The sequence below is a fragment of the Pedobacter sp. KBW06 genome (assembly GCF_003852525.1).
GTDB lineage: Bacteria > Bacteroidota > Bacteroidia > Sphingobacteriales > Sphingobacteriaceae > Pedobacter.
The window spans coordinates 134,977-154,472 of the sequence record NZ_QAJL01000009.1 but is presented as its reverse complement, the minus strand read 5'-3'; the positions used below and the strand labels follow the sequence as shown (position 1 = coordinate 154,472).

Below are 19,496 nucleotides of genomic sequence, written 5' to 3'. Positions count from 1 at the left end.
TTTAAAGTTATAAAATTGTATTCATCGGATTTCGATTATTTATAACTACCAGAAAACGTGTTTTGGATACAGGAAGTCGAATATATAGGCATATCCGAAGTTTTCGAATATCTGATAATATCGGATCAGTAGAAGTGGAACGTATGGTGCTCTTTCGGGGCCACGCAGAAAGAACCAGGGGTTACTCCCCTGTTTGTTCGTCGCATGACTGATGAAAGTCAGGTCTTCTAAAAAGGCTTTTTTTAAAGAAGTGCGGTCTTTCGAAGGAGGATTGAAATAAAGCTTTTTAGTATTGAAATTGGATTTACTGACATAGGGGCTAACCGTATCTGCCACCTTTCCCTGTACATTTTGTAAGGAAATTACCTGACTGAAAAAGAAAAGAATAGCAGATAATAGAAACCTCATTGAGGTAAATATAACAAAAAAATGCCTTTTTTTAGAGAAAAAAGGCATTTAAATGTGGTTTAGCCTATTTTGCTGAAATAGCTGAGGGTATCCTCTTTGTCTTTTTGCAGCTGAATTTTCAGTGCTTCCAATCCGGTAAATTTAACGTCATGCCGTAGAAATTCAAGGAAGGTCATGGTGATGTACTGACCATAGATTTCTTTATTGAAATCAAAGATGTTGACCTCAATATTTCTGGTCATGCCATTGATTGTTGGCCTTTGTCCGATATAAGCCATCCCCTTGTACGATTCTGTTCCCATATCCACCGTAACGGCATAGATACCATCTGAAGGAATCAGCTTATAGGTTTCCTCTAAAAAGATATTTGCGGTAGGAAATCCAATCGTTCTTCCGATTTTATCTCCTTTGATCACTCTCCCGTGTAAAGAAAAATGATAGCCCAGATAGCTGGCCGCTAAAGCAACTTCTCCATTGAGTAATGCTTTCCGGATTTTGGTGGAGCTGACAGCCACATCATCGACATCCTGTTTGGCGATTTCCTCGATTTGGTAGTCAAACTGTTTGGCATACATTTCCAGTTCCTGCATTCCTCCTTTGCGGTCTTTCCCAAAGCGGTGGTCGTACCCAACGATCAGTTGTTTAATGCCGATTGTGTCTACCAGGATATTTTTTATATATTCAGCGGGGCTGAGGTTAGAAAAATCCCTGGTAAATGGGGTAATAATCAAATGATCGACGCCCAGTTCCGCCAGAATTTCTATTTTCTCTGCAATGGTATTGATCAGTTTCAGGTCTTGGTTCTCAGGATCGATGATCATCCTTGGATGGGGAAAAAAAGTGAGGATCACACTTTCTCCTCCGGTCGATTTTGCTAACTCACAAAGCCTTTTAATGATCTTCTGATGTCCGAAATGAACCCCGTCAAAGGTTCCTATGGTAGCAACGGCATTGTCTAGTTTTTTAAACTCAGAAAAATGGTGATATGTTTTCATTAGAAAATCAATATTTCGTAAATATACCCAGACCATTTCCCCATTTAGATGAGCAATTGATTTGAGCTGTTAATTCTTTTAGCGTTAACCTTATCAGTTTTAAAATTTGACTAATGCAAGGACTGGCGTTTTAATACCACCCCACCTTTTATGTCTGCAATTTGTTGCTGGACTACAAAAGCATCAGGATCAATATTTCTGATCTCAGTTTGTAGTTTCCCCATTTCCAGCTTGGTCAATACTGTATATAAAATGTCAATATCTTTCTTTACCCCATAACCACCTTCTCCCTTGTAAATGGTGACACCGCGTTTCATCGTTTCGATGATGTATTCCTTTATTTCTGCGTTCTTGTCAGATATGATCGTTACCCCGGTGTATTGCTCCAGTCCATTCACCACAAAATCTATGGTATTGGAAGCGGATAGATAGGTTAGAATCGCATACATCGCAGTTTCTACTCCAAGAAAAATGGCAGCAAAAGAGAAGATAATGATATTTAATATCAGGATGATATTCCCTACTGTAAGCATGCTTTTTCTACTGATATACAGCGCAAGTACTTCCGTTCCGTCAATAACACAGCCGCCACGCATGGCCAGGCCAATGCCTCCGCCAAGGAAAAAACCACCAAAAAAGGCAATCAATAAGGGAACGTCGGTAACCGGTTTGAAAGGCAATACGATTAAGAATACAGCAAGCGCTAAAATAGCAATGGCGGTCTTAATGGCAAAACCTTTACCAATCTGTCTAAAGCCAAGTATAATAAACGGAATATTGATCAGGATGATCAAATAGGATAGTTTTAATCCGGTCAGACTACTGATCAGTAGTGAAATGCCCGTAACGCCCCCATCTATAAAATGATTTGGAATTAAAAAGCTTTTCAAACCAAAACAGGCCGAAACAATGCCACATGTAATCAAAAGGAAGTCTTTTACCGACCTTGCATTTTTGCTTTTGAAGTGGCTTTGCATATGAATTAAGATTGAGGGTCCGTCGGGTTTGCCAGTTCTCTTTTATTGCGAAGATAGCTGACTAAGTCTGTTACTTCAAATGCATTTTCAAGAAGAAAACTTCCACTTCGGGTACGGGTTAATTTCGACAGGTATGCGCCATTGTTTAAGTGTTTTCCAAAGTCTGAAATTAGGGACCTGATATAAGTTCCTTTGCTGCAAACGATCCTGAAATCTACTTCAGGAAGTGCAATTCTGGTAATTTCAAAGCAGGGCACTGATACAAACCTTAAGCGTAGTTCTGTTTCTTCTCCACGACGCGCTTTAACATATAAACGCTCTCCGTTTACTTTTACTGCAGAATGTGCTGGTGGATATTGCTGGATGTCACCTGTAAAAGGTGCAGTAGCCGCGTAGATGGCTTCTTCTGTAATACCATCCAGAGGATATTCCTGATCAACAACAGTTTCCATATCGAAGGAAGGGGTTGAAGCACCGAGGATCATGGTTCCTGTATATTCTTTTTCTTCTGCCTGAAAAGTGTCAATTTGCTTGGTCAGCTTACCTGTGCAGAGGATCAGAAGGCCGGTAGCCAAAGGATCTAAAGTCCCCGCATGTCCCACTTTAAGTTTCAGTGGTTTTAGGGAGTTTCTAATTTTTCCTACTACATCAAAACTGGTCCATTTATAGGGCTTATTGATGAGTAATAATTCGCCTTCAGCAAAATTAAAGTCCGGAAAGGTTTTCGTATTTAATATGTTTTCACTCTCTGTCATTTCAGTACACGCTTTTTAATACGTTTTCTTTGTAAGATTTAATGGGAACCGGGGAAATTAATGGTTTTTGTGCTAGGATACGTGCAGCGGAATATTTGAAAAATATAAAGCAAGGATCACCACACCTATAATGATTCTATACCAGCCAAAAACACGAAAGCCATGCTTGGATAAGAATCCGATAAATGATTTGATCGCAATAATTGCAACGATAAAGGCAATCAGGTTACCGAAAAGAAGGAGTTTCACATTCTCTGCATTTAGTAAATGATATCCTTTAAGCAACTTATACCCTGTTGCTGCACACATTGTAGGTACAGCGAGAAAGAAAGAGAATTCAGCAGCAGCATGTCTGCTTAACTTCTGCTGCATCCCTCCGATAATCGTAGCGGCACTTCTGCTTAATCCTGGAAATACAACTGCCAGAACCTGGAAACAGCCAATCTTGAAAGCAGACATATTGCTGATTTCTGCTTCATGATGAACTTCGGGCTTCGTGAATACTTTATCAATAAATAGTAGAATAATACCTCCCACTAATAAAATAACAGCTATAAATATGGGATTGCCCAATTTTTCATCAATGAAATCATTTAACAATTTTCCGAAAACGAGGGCTGGAATTACTGCAATAATCAATTTTACATAAAATTGCCATTTACTGAAGTCGAAAAACTTTTTCCAGTAAAGGACAACAACCGCAAGGATTGCACCTAGCTGAATTGCGATTTCAAACAATTTAACGAACTCATCTTTTCCAATCCCCATGATCGCACTTGCAATAACCATATGGCCGGTTGATGAAACCGGTAGAAATTCAGTTATTCCCTCAATTATAGCGAGAATAAAGGCTTGTAAATAATTCATTAAAGCTTTATTTTTTTAGAATAGCATAAACACCAAATCCGAATCCAAAGAGAACGGTCATTGGTGCCAATAAGGTTTTTCTGAAATCGTAAATGTCTGTTGTACCCATCATCAGGATAAAACCAAGTACGACGATCGCAATGCTAATCAATAGCAATTGATAGTTCTTTTTAGTAAATACTAATTCCGATTTGCTTTCCTGATTTACAGGAGTGTTTTTTTTCTCTATCATTATCTGTAAAGGTCGTAAATTTTTAGACGTAAATATTTGCTGACAGCAAAGGAGGTACTGATGGCTGTAATAAAGATTCCTACACCTACCAAACCCAGTAAAACGATGCCAAATTCAGTGTAATTTCTTAAGATGACGATTTCAGGAATCTCTCTTTGTGCATAGTATAAGATCGCCAAAAGGATTAAGATGGCAATAAAGGCAGCGATCAGGCCATGTAATGCTGCAAGCAAAATGAAAGGCTTGCGGATAAAGTTCCGGGTAGCACCTACCAGCTGCATGCTCTTGATTAGGAAGCGTTGCGAGTAAATAGCGAGGCGGATAGTGTTGTTAATCAGTGCAATAGAAATGATCAATAAAATTGCTGCAAAAGCTAAAATGATCAGGCCAATGGTATTAATGTTCTTATTCACCATGTCGATTAAAGAACTCTGATAAATGACTTCTTTTACTACCGGGTTTTTACTGATATTGGCTTTAAGGGCGTCTATACTTTTATTATTGGCGTAATCCGCTTTTAGATAAACATCGATGGTTGAAAGTAAGGGGTTATAACCTAAGAAGTTTACGAAATCCTCACCGAGGTCTGTCGTCAGGTTTCTCGCCGCCATTTCCTTGTTCACATATTGTGTGGTCTTGATGGAAGGGGTGGCATTCAGCTCTTTTTGAAAAGCCAACACATCTGCTTCCTTCGCGCCTTCATCTACAATAATGTTTAACACAATATTTTCTTTAACATAGTTAGAAAGATTTTTAGCGTGTACTAATATCAGGCCCAACATGCCCAACATCAGTAGTACCAATGCTATGCTGAAAATAGTAGAAATATAAATGGTTTTTGTCTTCTTAGAAGCATCGCTAACTTCAAATTCTTCCATGTATTTGTTTTTATGTTTTGCGAAAATAAAAAAATATAAGCAACTAATTTAAAATTATAGCCCTTTATCCTTTTTTAATCTTTAAAGCTACAACGCATTATCGTTAAAAATAGTTTGTTGGAGATGTTTTAAGGCTAATTTATCAGGCTGGATAGTCTTGTTTTTGTAAGTGTTGTGTAACATTTTTGTACCAAAAGGAGATTTTGGGCGTTATTTTTGAATGAAAGCGCAGGTGTTCAGGGGGGAGGTATAGTGAGTTTTGGGAACGGGCGCGCACAAAAACCTAATAAAAAACAAAATTCACCTATGAAAAAACAAGTTACTTTAGTTGCGATGGTCTTATTAATCATCGCAGGAACCGGATGTAAGAAAGAAACAGGAGCAGCAAGACCATTAAAAAAGAAAATAGAAGGAAAATGGCAGGTAGCAAGAGAAGAAGTGACCATTGCAGGCAGTGCTATGGTTCCTTATACAGGCGTTGCAGAAGATTTTTTTGAATTTAGAAATGATGAAAATGATCAGTTAGATGTGAGCCTGAGAGGAAAGCGTACTTTGGGGACCTATGGTGTGTTGGCCACCGACGATTTCAATATTTCTTTATCAGGAGAAGTATTGAATTGTACCACGAATACCATTACTGATAATAAATTTGAATTTACAGCAACAGTAAACGGCGCTAACCCAAAGCAAACCAGGAAATATTTTCTGACTAGATAATCCATCTAAAAAGGCTGTTCAAATGTTTCCATAACATTATGGACAGCCTTTTTTATATTTGCCTTCAGCCTGTGCGGCTTTAATCGTTTCAGGCTTTTTTATGGGAGAAAAAGATCTTAATTCTAATTTTTTGACGACTATACCTGCGTTTCTCAACAGAAATTCAATATGGCATTATCTCCTGAAATGGACGATTCTTAGTCTATTGGTTGGCTTAGCTGCAGGTACATTATCTGCACTGTTCCTGACTTTATTGAACCTGGCCACAGATTTTAGGGAGACTCATTCTTACCTGCTTTATTTTCTTCCACTTGCCGGACTGCTGGTTGGTTTACTGTACCACCATCGCGGAAAAGATGTGGAACGGGGAAATAACCTCATATTCGATACGATTCATAACCCCAAAGATATTGTTCCCTTTAAAATGACTCCCTTTGTTTTATTAGGCACCATCATTACCCACTTATTTGGGGGATCGGCTGGCAGAGAGGGAACGGCTTTACAAATGGCTGCATCAACGGCCGATCAATTGTATAAACCTTTTCAGCTGAGCCCTGATGACCGTAGCATTTTACTAATTGCAGGGCTGAGTGCAGGCTTTGCGTCTGTTTTTGGAACACCATGGGCAGGGGCAGTGTTTGGAATTGAGGTGTTGTTGCTCGGTAAAATTCCTCAGAAGGCCTTATTTCCGGCGCTCTCAGCAGCCTTTATGGGTGCCTATGTAACGGAAATATGGGGAGTAGGGCATACACATTATCAAATTAACAGTATACCTTCAGTTTCATTGATGGATGTGGTCTATAGCATCTTGTCGGGGCTTGCTTTTAGCATTGCTGCGATTTTATTTGTCAGACTTACACATTTGTTTTCTGCCATCTTCAAGAAACTAAAATACCCGCCCTTACGCCCGTTTATCGGCGGCTTAATCGTACTTTTTCTTGTGCTTTTATTGGGAACACACCAATATATCGGATTAGGGATTCCGGTAATTGTCGATGCTTTCAGTCAGGCCTCCGGGACAGAGGATTTTGCTTTGAAAATTTTATTTACAGCAATTACCCTGGGAGCGGGCTTTAAAGGAGGAGAAGTGACGCCATTGTTTTTTATTGGTGCAACATTGGGAAGTGCATTGTCTGTTTTTCTGCCTTTGCCGATAGGTTTACTTGCGGGAATGGGTTTTGTTGCGGTATTTGCCGGAGCAGCAAAAACACCTCTCGCCTGTTGCATAATGGCTTTTGAGTTGTTCGGTATTTCCTGCTGGGTTTACGTAAGCATTGCCTGTGTGGTTGCTTTCCTGATCTCCGGTCATCATAGCATTTATAATGCCCCTGAAAACAAATCGCCACGCCATTTTTTGTTCGGTAAATTAGGTATTTAAGAAAGGGTTTCTGATCCAACCTTTATTTCCTTATTTTCGCGCTATATATAAGGCATAGCTGTAATGGATTATCAATTTAAAGAAATAGAACAAAAGTGGCAAGAGTTTTGGGCTCAAAATCAAACGTTTAAAGCAGAAGAACAATCTTCTAAACCTAAGTTTTACGTACTGGATATGTTTCCTTACCCATCTGGAGCAGGTTTACATGTTGGTCACCCACTAGGTTATATTGCTTCCGATATATTTACCAGATATAAAAGATTAAAAGGATATAATGTATTGCATCCAATGGGATACGACTCATTTGGTTTGCCTGCAGAGCAATATGCGATACAAACAGGACAACATCCGGCCCTTACTACAGAGGTAAACATCAATACTTACAGAAGACAATTAGATCAGATCGGTTTCTCATTCGACTGGTCTAAGGAAGTAAGAACCAGTGATCCTGAATATTATAAATGGACACAATGGATCTTTATGCAGCTTTTCAATTCCTGGTATAATTTGGAAACGGATCGTGCAGAAGACATCACCAGCTTGTTGGAAAAGTTTAATGCTTCCGGAAGTGCGGATGTAAAAGCCGTTTGTGATGAAGATACCAAATCTTTCCTGCCGACCGACTGGGCAACAATGACCCAGGAAGAAAAACAGGAAGAGTTATTAAAATACCGCTTAACCTATTTAAGAGAAAGTACCGTCAACTGGTGCCCTGCATTGGGAACAGTATTGGCGAACGATGAGGTGAAAGATGGCTACTCGGAACGTGGTGGTCATCCGGTAGAGCAAAAGAAAATGATGCAATGGAGCATGCGGATTTCTGCTTATGCAGAACGACTGTTGCAGGGCTTAAATACCATAGACTGGCCAGAGCCGGTAAAAGAAATGCAGCGCAACTGGATCGGCAAAAGTGTTGGCGCCAGCGTTCGTTTCAAGATTGAGCCTTCTGAAAAGATAGCTTCGCTTAGTCAGGATTATATTGAAGTTTTCACCACCCGTGTGGATACGATATTCGGCGTTTCTTACCTCGTGCTTGCTCCTGAACATGAGCTGGTAATCGGTTTGACTACTCCTGAACAATTGGATGAAGTGAATCATTACATTGCTCAAACAAAGAAGAAATCTGAACTCGACCGCATGGCGGATGTGAAAGCTGTTTCTGGTGCTTTCACTGGAAGTTATGTGATTAATCCGGTGAGTGGAGAACGAATTCAATTGTGGATCGCTGATTATGTATTGGCAGGGTATGGAACTGGTGCAGTAATGGGAGTTCCTAGCGGTGATCAGCGCGACTGGTTATTTGCAACTAATTTTAAATTACCGATCGTACAGATCCTGGATAGTCAAAAAGACATCGATACCCAGGCGGATTCAACGAAAGAGGGTAAATACATTAATTCCGGGTTCATTAACGGAATGAACTACGCCGAAGCAACACAGACTTTAAATGCCTGGCTGGAAGAACAGGAAGTAGGCAAGGCGAAAGTGAATTACCGCATGCGGGATGCTATTTTTGGACGCCAGCGTTATTGGGGAGAGCCAATTCCGGTTTATTTTAAAGACGGGTTGCCATACCTGATCAACGAAGAGGAATTGCCTTTAATGCTTCCTGAAATTGATAAATACCTGCCTACCGAAAGTGGCGAACCACCATTGGGAAGAGCTGAAGACTGGAGCTATGATGATCAATATGAGTATGAATTGAGTACTATGCCGGGTTGGGCAGGATCGAGCTGGTATTGGTATCGTTATATGGATGCAAAAAACAAATCCGCTTTCGCTTCCAAAGAGGCTATTGAGTACTGGAAAGATGTTGATTTATATATCGGTGGGGCAGAGCATGCTACCGGCCATTTATTGTATAGCCGTTTCTGGAATAAATTCCTGAAAGACCTTGGTCATGTAACTGAGGAAGAACCTTTCAAAAAGCTGATCAATCAGGGAATGATCCAGGGCAGAAGTAATTTTGTATACCGCGTGGTAGACGAAGAAGGAAGAGGAACAAATACTTTGGTGTCTTATGGGCTTAGGAAAGAATATAAAACATCTGCACTGCATGTAGACGTAAACATTGTGGAGAATGAAATTTTAAATATTGAAAAATTTAAAGTTTTCAGACCTGAATTTACAGATGCGGAATTTATCCTGGAAAATGGGAAATACATTTGCGGAGTAGAAGTAGAGAAGATGTCAAAATCCAAGTTCAATGTAGTGAACCCGGATGTGTTGATCTCTAGCTATGGCGCAGATACCTTAAGAATGTATGAAATGTTCCTGGGGCCGCTTGAGCAAAGTAAGCCTTGGAATACCAATGGAATCGAAGGTGTATTTAAGTTCCTTCGTAAATTCTGGCGTTTGTTCCATAATGAAGAATGGGTCTTTAATGTGAGTGATTCTGTACCTTCAAAAGCCGAATTGAAAGCCCTACATAAGATCATTAAAAAGGTACAGGATGATGTGGAAAGGTTCTCTTTTAATACTTCTGTTTCCAGCTTTATGATTGCTGTAAATGAGCTGACTGAACTGAAATGTAAGAACCGTCAGGTATTGGAAGACCTTGTAATTGTGTTGTCACCTTATGCTCCTCACATTTGTGAAGAACTTTGGGAGAACCTGGGACATGAAGCGGGTAGTTTATCCTACATCAAATACCCTGAATTCAACCCAGCTTATATGGTCGAAGATGAATTTAGTTATCCGGTATCTGTGAACGGTAAAACGCGTTTAAATCTGAACTTAAGTTTGACCTTAGAGCCCAAAGAAATTGAAGAAACAGTTTTGGCTGATGAACAGGTTCAAAAATACCTGGAAGGAAAAACACCTAAAAAAGTAATCGTGGTGAAAGGCCGTATTGTAAACATTGTGATCTAGCCTTAAAAACGGATCATTTTGATATAGAGAAAAGCTTCGGACAATTTGTTCGGAGCTTTTCTTTTATCTGGACAAATTTATCCTTTCAGAACTGCTGTTTTGATTGTTCAGATGTATAATAAATTTACATATCTTAGGACTTTTGTTTCCCGGACAGCTTAGTAATGGACGACTAAAAGGGTTTATCTCAATGCTATATCGCAATCGTTATGAAGCCGAATTTTTCCGGTAATCAATCTTAAACCAGATACAACCACACAAAATGAATAAACCTATCTTACTTATTGCAATCATTTTTTTATTAAAAATGACTGCTTTTGGCCAACCTAATGTACATGGCCAATCCAGCACCTATGAATGGCCTTCGGATCCTTTGGTCAAGAAAAAACTTGAAAAATGGCAGGACCAGAAGTTTGGAATGATCATCCATTGGGGATTATATGCCGTACCCGGAATCATGGAGTCATGGAATCTGTGTTCAGAAGATTGGATCTCCAGAGATAGTACCATTGCTTATGAAGATTATAAGAAATGGTACTGGGGCTTAAGTGAGAAATTTAATCCGGTCAATTTTAATCCTGATCAATGGGCAAAAGCAGGTAAATCTGCAGGTATGAAATATCTCGTGTTTACTACAAAACACCATGATGGTTTCAATATGTTTGATACAAAAGAGAGTGATTTCAAAATTTCCAATGGTCCTTTTAAAGGAAATCCAAAAGCTGACGCCGCAAAATTTGTTTTTGATGCCTTCAGAAAGCAGGACTTTATGATCGGCGCTTATTTCTCTAAACCAGACTGGCATTCCCAATACTATTGGTGGTCTAAATATGCGACCGCAGATCGTAATAATAATTACGATATTAAAAAGAACCCATGGAGATGGAATAAATTCAAAACACAAACCTTTAATCAGATTTCTGAATTGATGAACAATTATGGTTCAGTTGATATCTTATGGCTTGATGGGGGATGGGTGCGTCCATTAGAAACCGTAAATGATGAAGTGCGGGCCTGGGGAGCTGCAATTCCAGCCTGGAGTCAGGACATCGACATGCCGAAGATCGCAGAAATGGGGCGTAAGGCACAACCTGGATTGTTGATCGTAGACCGGACTGTTCATGGTCCTTATGAAAACTATCAGACTCCCGAGCAGCGGATTCCGGAACAACAGCTGGATCATCCATGGGAAAGTTGTATGACGCTGGGAGGTGCCTGGGGATTTGTTGCAAATGATCAGTACAAGTCTGTAGCAACGGTCATTCATTCCCTGATTGAAATTACTGCCAAAGGAGGAAGTCTGTTGCTTGGTGTAGGGCCGAAACCAGATGGTACGATGCCCGATGAGGTGGTTAACCGTTTGGGAGAAATCGGAAACTGGGTCAGCAAAAATGGCAAGGCAATTTATGAAACGAGAATCACTAAAGATTATCACAATGACAATACCTGGTTTACACAGAGCAAGGATGCTAAAACAAAATACGCATTGGTTTGCATAAAGGAAGGCGAATCTTTGCCCTCCACTGTTTCCTGGACTGGTAATGAACCTGTAAAAGGAAGTAAGGTTAAATTTTTACAAACGGGTGAAAATGTGAAATGGGTAAAAGAGAATGCGACAATAAGAGTATTCCTACCGAAAGGTATTCCTGCGGGATTACCGGCGCTTGCCTTTTCTTTTTCCAGCAAACCTTAGACACATGAACAAGTTTTCCAGAATAGGACTGCTGTCTGTAGTCCTGATAATAACCTGTTATGAATCCGGTATTGCTCAAAAAAAGCCAGTCTATAAGGACGCAGCAGTTCCGACGGCATTAAGAATTAAAGACCTTCTAGGTAGGATGAGTCTTGAAGAGAAGGTAGGCCAGATATCGGTATTGCTTGGCTGGGATATGTACAGTAAGACCGGAAATACCGTAACAGTGAGTGACGAGTTTAAAAAAGCATTAGCGGTGCAGCATACCGGAATGCTATGGGCGACATTACGGGCTGACCCATGGACGAAAAAGACGCTGCTAACTGGATTAAATCCCGGATTGGCAGCGAAAGCAACCAATGCTATTCAGAAATATACGATAGAAAACAGTCGGCTAAATATTCCGATGCTGCTAGCTGAAGAATGTCCACATGGACATATGGCCATCGGGACTACTGTTTTCCCTACTTCTATAGGTCAAAGCAGTACCTGGAATCCTGATTTGATTCAGGAAATGGCTGCTGCCATAGCATTAGAAGCACGTCTTCAGGGCGCTCATATTGGCTATGGTCCAGTTCTGGACCTGGCCCGCGAACCACGCTGGTCAAGAGTAGAAGAGACCTATGGAGAAGATCCTGTGCTCAATAGCCGAATGGGAGAAGCAATGGTGAAGGGCTTTCAGGGTAATGATTTGAAGAGTGGAATCAATATCGCTGCTACACTGAAGCATTTTACAGCTTATGGCGTTCCTGAAGGAGGTCATAATGGTGGCAGTGTAGCAGTAGGTACAAGAGAACTGTTTCAGTCTTATTTACCGCCATTTAGGGCTGCGGTTAAGGCAGGTGCACAGTCAGTGATGACAGCCTACAACTCTATAGATGGAATTCCTTGTTCTGCAAATCATTTTCTCCTTACCGATGTTTTGAGGAAACAATGGGGCTTTAATGGTTTTGTCGTTTCCGATTTAGGAAGTATATCTGGCTTGGTGAGCAGTCATCACGTCGCTGCAAATGCAACAGAAGGAGCGGCTATGGCGATTAATGCCGGATTGGATGCTGATCTGAGTGGCTATGGCTATGGGCCGGCATTAATAGACGCCTTGCGTAAAGGACAGGTTCCAGAAAGCGTTTTGGACACTGCAGTAGCTCGGGTACTTCGCATTAAATTTGAGATGGGGCTTTTCGAAAATCCTTATGTGAATGTTCAGAAGGCAGCAAAAATAGTGAGAAGTGAGGCACATGTGGCATTAGCAAGAAATGTTGCAAGTGCATCTCTGGTCTTACTCAAAAACAAGAATAATATCCTTCCATTGAGCCATAAGCTGAAGAGGATTGCGGTAATCGGGCCTAATGCCGATAATATATATAACCAGTTGGGCGATTACACTGCTCCTCAGGATGAAAATGCAGTAGTCACCGTTCTGGAAGGTATCAAATCGCAGGCAGGAAAGGGAGTAAAAGTCGATTATGCTAAAGGTTGTGCAATTAGAGATACAACATCAGCTGGTATGGCCGAAGCAATTGAACTGGCGAAGAATGCGGAGGTTGCGGTTGTCGTTTTGGGTGGATCAAGTGCGAGAGATTTTAAAACAGAATACCTGAATACGGGTGCGGCACAGGTAAAGGCTGCCGATACAGGGGTAAGTGACATGGAAAGCGGAGAAGGATTCGACCGATCTACCCTGGATCTTATGGGGAGGCAAATGGAACTGCTTCAACGCATTGTAAAGACCGGAACTCCTGTAGTACTGGTACTGATCAAAGGCAGGCCTTTAAACCTGAATTGGGCTGCCGATCATGTGGATGCCATTGTTGATGCCTGGTATCCCGGGCAGGAAGGCGGAAATGCCATTGCTGATGTTTTGTTCGGCGCTTATAATCCTTCCGGAAGATTGCCCCTTTCTATCCCAAAATCTGTGGGACAGCTTCCGGTATATTATAATCTTAAGAAGCCTGCAAGTCATAGCTATGTAGAAGTGAATAACCGACCTTTATACCCTTTTGGATATGGGTTAAGCTATACCACTTTTGAATACAGCAATTTGAATATTTTGGTTTCCGGAGCACAGGATAACTTGTCGGTTAAAGTAAAACTGAATGTTAAGAATACCGGAGAAAGAGATGGGGATGAGGTGACTCAGCTATATCTGGTAGATAAAGTGAGTTCTGTCGTGACTCCAGTGAAACAGCTGAAGAAATTCAAGCGGTTCTTCTTAAAATCTGGTGCCCAAAAAGAGCTGGAATTTGAATTAAATGCAGAAGACTTAAAGCTGTTTAACCAGCAGATGAATTGGGTGCTTGAGCCCGGGGATTTCAGCTTAATGTTGGGTAGCTCATCTGATGACGTTCGGTTGAAAGGCGATTTTACGGTTCGGTAAAATCAAAGATGCCCAAGACTTGTATCGATTTTTTTACGAAAAGGTCCGCAACTCCTTTCACCGATCAAAAAGAGCAGTTCGCCGTTAAATAATTGGACGAAGCCCAAAATCTATAGTCTAAACGTGTAACAAAATTTACCTTGCGTAGACTAATTGAAGAAATGAAAACTATTATGAAAAAATCTATACTATTATTTGCCGGTATTATCTTGATGCTCGGGGCGAAAGCACAGTTTCCCATGGGAGGACCGGCAAAAAAGATGGTTACAGGGAGGATTACCGCAATAATCCTGGATTCGGCGAGCAAAAAACCAATCGATTATGCAACAGTGTCCTTAATCAAATCTAAAGATAATAAGTCTGTAAATGGAGCCGTAACTGATGAACGTGGAAAGGTGACATTAGCTAATGTAAGTCCTGAAGAATATAAATTGTCGATTGGTTTTATGGGCTATAAAACGAAAGTGATGGTCGTAAAAACTACTCCTGAAAAACCTGATTTAAATGCAGGAACCATTTACCTGAGCGCAACAGCAGGTAATCTGAAAGAAGTTGAAATCAGCGGACAAAAAGCGTTGATAGAAAATAAAGTAGATAAATTGGTCTATAATGCAGAACAGGACATTACCAATGCAGGTGGTGATGCTACTGATGTGATGCGTAAGGTGCCAATGTTGTCTGTTGACGTAAATGGCAATCTTCAAATGAGAGGAAGTTCTGTACGGGTTTTGATCAATGGAAAGCCTTCAGGAACGATGGCCAATAGTGTTGCCGATGCGCTTAAAATGATTCCTGCAGAACAGATTAAGAGTGTGGAGGTGATTACGAGTCCTTCGGCAAAATACGATGCAGAAGGCTCAGGTGGGATTGTCAATATCATTACTAAAAAGAAATCTGCTGAAGGTACCAGTGGCAGTGTAAATACTTCAGTTGGAACGCGTTCAAATAACGGTGCTTTTAACTTAAATGCCAAAACTGGACGTTTGTCTTTAACGGGTAGTCTGGGTGTAAATCACGCTTATCCTCAAAATTCAAAAGTAGTCTCTTCAAATATGGTTGCCTTACAGACAGGAGGGGGGACAAGTTTGGAGCAGAATGGATTTTCTGACTGGTCAAGAGTGGGCTATAATGGTAGTACTGGAATAGATTATGATTTTAATAACTATCATAATATCAGTACCAATTTGAAAATCAATAGATTCTCTAATGGAGGTCCGGGGACTACCACCAGCAAGGTGAACGGAAATCTGGGTTCTGTTATCACCAGAGATATGGATATGGGATTTAATAATCTGGACTGGAGTGTGGATTATAGAAAAACCAGCAAAAAGGAGGGAGAGGAGTTTAGTATCTCTGCTCAGTTATCTACAGGAAGAAACACCAGTGATTATTCAAATAAAACTGTTATTCAGGAGCTTCCGGTTGAGGTGTTTGATTCAAATACAGGAAAGAACAATGAATATACTGTACAAACGGATTATGTGTATCCATTCAGCAAGACAACCACACTTGAAACAGGTGTAAAAGGGATCTTCAGAAATATCATTAGTACCTATAGTGATGTCAATCAGGATTTTGATTATGATCAAAATGTGGGTGCTGCTTATGGGGTATTAGGTTTTAAATTGACTAAGAAAATTACGGCCAAAGCAGGGCTAAGGGCGGAGTATACGAAGATCAACTGGTTGTCTAGTACAAAAGTGCCGTTCGGGAACGACTATTTTAACTTATTTCCAAGTTTGATCCTTTCTCAATCTTTAAAAGGGGCTAGTACCATTAAAGTCAGCTATAACAGAAGGATTCAGCGTCCAAGTTTGTTCTACTTAAATCCATTTGAAAATAAAAGCGATCAGTTTAGCATCCTGAAAGGTAATCCTGGTTTAAATCCTGAATTAAGTGATAACATTGAAATGGGATACTCTACTTTTATCAAAGGATCGGTTATCAATGCATCAGTATTCTATCGTTCAACTAAAGATGTGATTGAGAGCATCATTACCCCTCTTCCTGTTGCTCCGGGAGCGCCACAGGCATTTCTAACCAGTTATACCAATGTTGGAAGAAGTGAGTCTTATGGGATGAACATTTTTGGAAGTTATAATCCAAAGCCAAAATGGACTTTAATGGCAAATATTGGTTTAAATACCTATAATGTAAATAATAACAGTTCAACCAATGCCGTAAATACAGGTACATTCCTGAACTATACCGCATTTGCGCGTTCTGCCTATGCGTTCCCAGGTGGTTGGAATACTGAGATCTGGGGAGTCATCAATTCTCCACGCCGTACATTCCAGGGGAAAACGGATGCAATGTATTTTTACGGAGGAGCATTGAAGAAAGAAATCTGGAAGAAAAAAGCTACAATTGGTTTGAACGTGTTGAATCCATTCAGCCGTGACCTGGTGATCAATACTGTAAATAAAGGAAAGAACGCCCAGGGAGATACTTACGAGCAAAAAACAAACATCCATTACCCATTACGTTCTTTCGGAATCAACCTGAGCTATAACTTTGGTAAATTGAAATTCACACAGCCTAAGAAAGGTGTTAAGAACGACGATTTGAAAAAAGAAGATCAAGGTGGAATGGGAGGTGTTCAGAACTAAAGAATAACCTGTCTGAAATAATAAAGGCCTTTATTATTTCTTCTTTACCGTTTTCAGAATCATCAGATTTAATGGATTTAGCGGATATCCGCTGATGTTGTTTTGGGTCATGACAATCGACTGATCGTATAGTATAGGAACAATATTCGCATATTCGATCACCATTCTGTCCATTTTCTGATTCAAAAGGAAGCGCTTCTTTGGATCATTTTCATAATAACTGCTTTCAAACAAGCGGTCAAAATCTTTGTTGAAATATCCCGTATAGTTAGGGCCATCCGGAACCTTATTCTTGGAGTAAAACATTGCAAGGTAGTTCTCTGCATCACCATAATCTGCAATCCAGGAACCCCTGAAGAAGTTTACTGCATTTTTAGACATCATATCTCTTAAACTCGCATTAGGGCTCACATCGACTTTTACTTTTATTCCAATCGCGTTCAGTTCTCCCTGAATAAACTCCATGAGGTCTTTATAAGTTGTAGAAGTACTCAGGGTGATCTGCGGCATTCCTTTTCCATTTGGAAATCCAGCCTCAGTCAATAATCTTGCTGCCTTTTCTGGCTCGTAGTGATATCCTTTTACTGCGGTGCTGTCAAAACCAGGCATCCCCTGAGGGATAAAACCTGAAGTCGCAGGAATTCCGATGCTGTTTCTAAGGTATTTAATCAACTTAGGTTTGTCGATGGCATAATTAATCGCGTGTCGTATTTTTTTATATTTTAACGGCGAATTCTTAGCGATAGATTTAGATGTATCTACCAGGAATCCAGCGTATTCGGTGCAGAGGTAAGCGCCCTTCCGGAGCTTGAATTTCCCCTTGTATTTGCTGGTCATATTCCCGCTTTTGGTTAAAATGTCGTCACGGTAACTGCCGTCAACTTTGTCAAAGAAATCAAGTTCTTTTTTGATGAAATTCATGAATGCACTTTGCTTATCGCTGATGAAAGTGACTTTCACTGCATCCAGAAAGGGTAAAGTCTGACCTGCTTCTTTCTCCCAGTACTTTTCATTTTTTACCATTACCAGGACCTCATCTTCTTTCCAGTACCTGAATTTGAAAGGACCGGTACCTATTGGATGGCTGCGGAAATCCTTTCCATAATGACTTACCACCTCTTCCGGGACTACCGAGCAGTATTGCGCCGTCAGTAAACTGAGAAATGGGGGAAAAGGTTTAATTAGTTTAATGCGAAAGGTCGTATCGTCTATGGCGATAAAGTTATGAATGTCTTTTACCTTATCACTAAAGATCCAGCTTCCTGAAGAGGCAACTTTAGGGTCTATCAGCCGGTTAAAACTGTATACAAAATCCGAAGCGATTACTTTTCTTCCCTTTCCACCGGGAAAAGTAGGGTCATCGTGGAAATAAACATCAGTCCTGAGGTTAAAGGTGTAGTCCATACCATCATCAGATATTTTCCAGCTTTTTGCAATACAGGGAAGCGTATTTAAATTACTGTCTATCTGTACCAATCCATTGAAAATCTGGTTGACCATCCAGAGCGCGTTCTGATTCCTTGCAAATGCCGGATCAAGAGAAGTAAGGTTTTGATCAAGATTCATGTTAAACACCTTTTTCTCTTTGTCAGAGCCGCTGTTTGTACAAGATATAATGCCCAGAAGTAATAATCCGCAAAAAATATGTGTTATAATACGATGCATCAGTGTAGGAATACTAATTTTGCACAAAGTAATAAATAAATCAATATGTCTTTTTTAAATGCGGTTATAAATAAGGTGGAGAATGAAGTGTTGAGTGAAGAACTTCAGGAGCGTGTGGATCTTATTCAGCATAAAATAAAATTTATGGAACCAGTAACCGTTGCTTGCCTGGATACGGAGAACCATTTAAACCGCGAATTTGAAGGAATCATTAATGATGCAGGAGGTATTTTACAGGAGGATGTTAATCAGGCAAGAGTTTTGATTTACGCAGAAAAGGATGCCAGTATGCTGGAAATGATGGGACTTTTACCTTCTCTATTGAGTAAAGAATGGCCTGCGGTAGAATACAACAGGGTATATATTTTGGATGATCAGGCCGTTGCAGCTAAAAACCCTCAGGAAATGGTCTCCTTACTGGAAGATATCGCAGAGATGTTATATCCGGGATATTTTGTTTTTGGAAATGAAGGTAAAAACTGGAGCAGCTTTGGGGTTTAGCGCATTTTAGAATGCGATAAATTTATCCATTTGCTGATTCGTGAACTTTAAGGTGTCTTCCTTGAAAAAGTCTTCCAGTTCGTTCAGCTCCATTTTAATGGCGGAAACATGAATTCTTAGCGGCAAAACATTCAAATGTAGATAGCTGCAGACTCCACCAAAATGGTCAATTCCTCTTATATTGCCGTATTTTCCGGAAGAAATGCCTACCAAAGCAGCCTTTTTATCGTAAAAACTCTCCGGAAACTGACAGGCATCAATAAAAGTTTTAAGTACTCCGGGGAAACTCCCGTTGTATTCTGGAATGATGAATAAAAATTTACTTGTTTTGGTCATTAATTCCTGAATCGGCTCGAATTCCTGGCTTCTTTTTCCATACAAATCTGAAGAAATCAAGGTCTCAGGTAACTGCTCCAGACTAAATATATTTGCTTGCAATCCTTTTTCTGACAGTACTTTCTGATAATATTTTGCTACTTTAAGCGTATTACTTCCAGGTCTGTTTGTTCCTGAGATGATAGTTACCATGTATAAATTGTTAATAAGATGTGTAAAACACTTATGACCTATATG

The 19,496-nt window shown here is 40.2% G+C and carries 16 protein-coding genes; 7 read left to right on the top strand and 9 right to left on the bottom strand.

Features of this window, described 5'->3' with window-relative positions; all coding sequences use genetic code 11:
* Nucleotides 1-45: 45 nt before the first annotated feature.
* The 7 genes from DBR43_RS32655 to DBR43_RS32625 form a co-directional block, all read right to left on the bottom strand.
* Nucleotides 46-408 carry a hypothetical protein gene (locus tag DBR43_RS32655; RefSeq protein WP_124587551.1) on the bottom strand — a complete coding sequence of 121 codons (363 nt, stop codon included), beginning with the start codon at nucleotides 406-408 and terminating at the stop codon, nucleotides 46-48.
* A 59-nt stretch (nucleotides 409-467) separates the two neighbouring features.
* Entirely contained in the window at nucleotides 468-1,403 is a 936-nt protein-coding gene (locus DBR43_RS32650) for a bifunctional riboflavin kinase/FAD synthetase (protein ID WP_124587550.1), read from the bottom strand.
* A 110-nt stretch (nucleotides 1,404-1,513) separates the two neighbouring features.
* Nucleotides 1,514-2,380 (bottom strand): YitT family protein, encoded by an 867-nt coding sequence (locus DBR43_RS32645; RefSeq protein WP_124587549.1) that lies wholly within the window; start codon nucleotides 2,378-2,380, stop codon nucleotides 1,514-1,516.
* Between the two features lie 5 nt (nucleotides 2,381-2,385).
* Entirely contained in the window at nucleotides 2,386-3,135 is a 750-nt protein-coding gene (gene truB / locus DBR43_RS32640; RefSeq protein WP_124587548.1) for a tRNA pseudouridine(55) synthase TruB, read from the bottom strand.
* 72 nt (nucleotides 3,136-3,207) lie between these two features.
* Nucleotides 3,208-4,002 carry an undecaprenyl-diphosphate phosphatase gene (locus tag DBR43_RS32635; RefSeq protein ID WP_124587547.1) on the bottom strand — a complete coding sequence of 265 codons (795 nt, stop codon included), beginning with the start codon at nucleotides 4,000-4,002 and terminating at the stop codon, nucleotides 3,208-3,210.
* 7 nt (nucleotides 4,003-4,009) lie between these two features.
* Nucleotides 4,010-4,234, bottom strand: coding sequence for a DUF3098 domain-containing protein (locus tag DBR43_RS32630; protein WP_124587546.1), 225 nt, complete (start codon nucleotides 4,232-4,234; stop codon nucleotides 4,010-4,012).
* Complete coding sequence (locus DBR43_RS32625) at nucleotides 4,234-5,112, bottom strand: cell division protein FtsX (protein WP_124587545.1); 879 nt, start codon at nucleotides 5,110-5,112, stop codon at nucleotides 4,234-4,236. Before DBR43_RS32625 ends, DBR43_RS32630 begins: the two co-directional genes overlap by 1 nt.
* 306 nt (nucleotides 5,113-5,418) lie before the next feature.
* Here DBR43_RS32625 and DBR43_RS32620 point away from each other — a divergent pair, with 306 nt between their 5' ends.
* From DBR43_RS32620 to DBR43_RS32595, 6 genes are all read left to right on the top strand, one after another.
* Complete coding sequence (locus DBR43_RS32620) at nucleotides 5,419-5,829, top strand: hypothetical protein (protein WP_124587544.1); 411 nt, start codon at nucleotides 5,419-5,421, stop codon at nucleotides 5,827-5,829.
* A 130-nt stretch (nucleotides 5,830-5,959) separates the two neighbouring features.
* A complete protein-coding gene (locus DBR43_RS32615; protein ID WP_233603317.1) occupies nucleotides 5,960-7,207 on the top strand; it encodes a voltage-gated chloride channel family protein in 1,248 nt (415 codons plus the stop codon).
* 63 nt (nucleotides 7,208-7,270) lie between these two features.
* Entirely contained in the window at nucleotides 7,271-10,078 is a 2,808-nt protein-coding gene (gene leuS, locus DBR43_RS32610; RefSeq protein ID WP_124587542.1) for a leucine--tRNA ligase, read from the top strand.
* Nucleotides 10,079-10,340: 262 nt separating this feature from the next.
* The gene (locus tag DBR43_RS32605; RefSeq protein WP_124587541.1) at nucleotides 10,341-11,771 is read left to right on the top strand and encodes an alpha-L-fucosidase; all 1,431 of its coding nucleotides are present in this window, start codon (nucleotides 10,341-10,343) and stop codon (nucleotides 11,769-11,771) included.
* Between the two features lie 4 nt (nucleotides 11,772-11,775).
* The gene (locus tag DBR43_RS32600) at nucleotides 11,776-14,148 is read left to right on the top strand and encodes a glycoside hydrolase family 3 N-terminal domain-containing protein (protein WP_124587540.1); all 2,373 of its coding nucleotides are present in this window, start codon (nucleotides 11,776-11,778) and stop codon (nucleotides 14,146-14,148) included.
* A gap of 173 nt (nucleotides 14,149-14,321) precedes the next feature.
* Entirely contained in the window at nucleotides 14,322-16,757 is a 2,436-nt protein-coding gene (locus tag DBR43_RS32595) for a TonB-dependent receptor domain-containing protein (protein ID WP_233603315.1), read from the top strand.
* A 33-nt stretch (nucleotides 16,758-16,790) separates the two neighbouring features.
* Here the strand turns inward: DBR43_RS32595 and DBR43_RS32590 are convergent, their stop codons facing one another.
* Nucleotides 16,791-18,323, bottom strand: coding sequence for an ABC transporter substrate-binding protein (locus tag DBR43_RS32590; RefSeq protein ID WP_317126016.1), 1,533 nt, complete (start codon nucleotides 18,321-18,323; stop codon nucleotides 16,791-16,793).
* 144 nt (nucleotides 18,324-18,467) lie between these two features.
* Here DBR43_RS32590 and DBR43_RS32585 point away from each other — a divergent pair, with 144 nt between their 5' ends.
* On the top strand, nucleotides 18,468-18,923 hold the full coding sequence (locus DBR43_RS32585; protein WP_124587537.1) for a hypothetical protein: 456 nt from the start codon (nucleotides 18,468-18,470) through the stop codon (nucleotides 18,921-18,923).
* A gap of 6 nt (nucleotides 18,924-18,929) precedes the next feature.
* On the opposite strand, the gene DBR43_RS32580 is transcribed toward DBR43_RS32585, so the two are convergent.
* Entirely contained in the window at nucleotides 18,930-19,451 is a 522-nt protein-coding gene (locus DBR43_RS32580) for an NADPH-dependent FMN reductase (RefSeq protein WP_124587536.1), read from the bottom strand.
* Nucleotides 19,452-19,496: the final 45 nt, after the last annotated feature.

Excerpts from the sequence above, each read along its gene's own strand:
- DBR43_RS32605 (WP_124587541.1), top strand. The coding sequence starts at position 10,341 with ATGAATAAACCTATCTTACTTATTGCAATCATTTTTTTATTAAAAATG.
- DBR43_RS32580 (WP_124587536.1), bottom strand. The coding sequence starts at position 19,451 with ATGGTAACTATCATCTCAGGAACAAACAGACCTGGAAGTAATACGCTT.
- DBR43_RS32600 (WP_124587540.1), top strand. The coding sequence starts at position 11,776 with ATGAACAAGTTTTCCAGAATAGGACTGCTGTCTGTAGTCCTGATAATA.
- leuS (WP_124587542.1), top strand. The coding sequence starts at position 7,271 with ATGGATTATCAATTTAAAGAAATAGAACAAAAGTGGCAAGAGTTTTGG.
- DBR43_RS32620 (WP_124587544.1), top strand. The coding sequence starts at position 5,419 with ATGAAAAAACAAGTTACTTTAGTTGCGATGGTCTTATTAATCATCGCA.
- DBR43_RS32595 (WP_233603315.1), top strand. The coding sequence starts at position 14,322 with ATGAAAAAATCTATACTATTATTTGCCGGTATTATCTTGATGCTCGGG.
- DBR43_RS32590 (WP_317126016.1), bottom strand. The coding sequence starts at position 18,323 with ATGAATCTTGATCAAAACCTTACTTCTCTTGATCCGGCATTTGCAAGG.
- DBR43_RS32630 (WP_124587546.1), bottom strand. The coding sequence starts at position 4,234 with ATGATAGAGAAAAAAAACACTCCTGTAAATCAGGAAAGCAAATCGGAA.
- DBR43_RS32655 (WP_124587551.1), bottom strand. The coding sequence starts at position 408 with ATGAGGTTTCTATTATCTGCTATTCTTTTCTTTTTCAGTCAGGTAATT.
- truB (WP_124587548.1), bottom strand. The coding sequence starts at position 3,135 with ATGACAGAGAGTGAAAACATATTAAATACGAAAACCTTTCCGGACTTT.
- DBR43_RS32650 (WP_124587550.1), bottom strand. The coding sequence starts at position 1,403 with ATGAAAACATATCACCATTTTTCTGAGTTTAAAAAACTAGACAATGCC.
- DBR43_RS32625 (WP_124587545.1), bottom strand. The coding sequence starts at position 5,112 with ATGGAAGAATTTGAAGTTAGCGATGCTTCTAAGAAGACAAAAACCATT.
- DBR43_RS32645 (WP_124587549.1), bottom strand. The coding sequence starts at position 2,380 with ATGCAAAGCCACTTCAAAAGCAAAAATGCAAGGTCGGTAAAAGACTTC.
- DBR43_RS32585 (WP_124587537.1), top strand. The coding sequence starts at position 18,468 with ATGTCTTTTTTAAATGCGGTTATAAATAAGGTGGAGAATGAAGTGTTG.
- DBR43_RS32635 (WP_124587547.1), bottom strand. The coding sequence starts at position 4,002 with ATGAATTATTTACAAGCCTTTATTCTCGCTATAATTGAGGGAATAACT.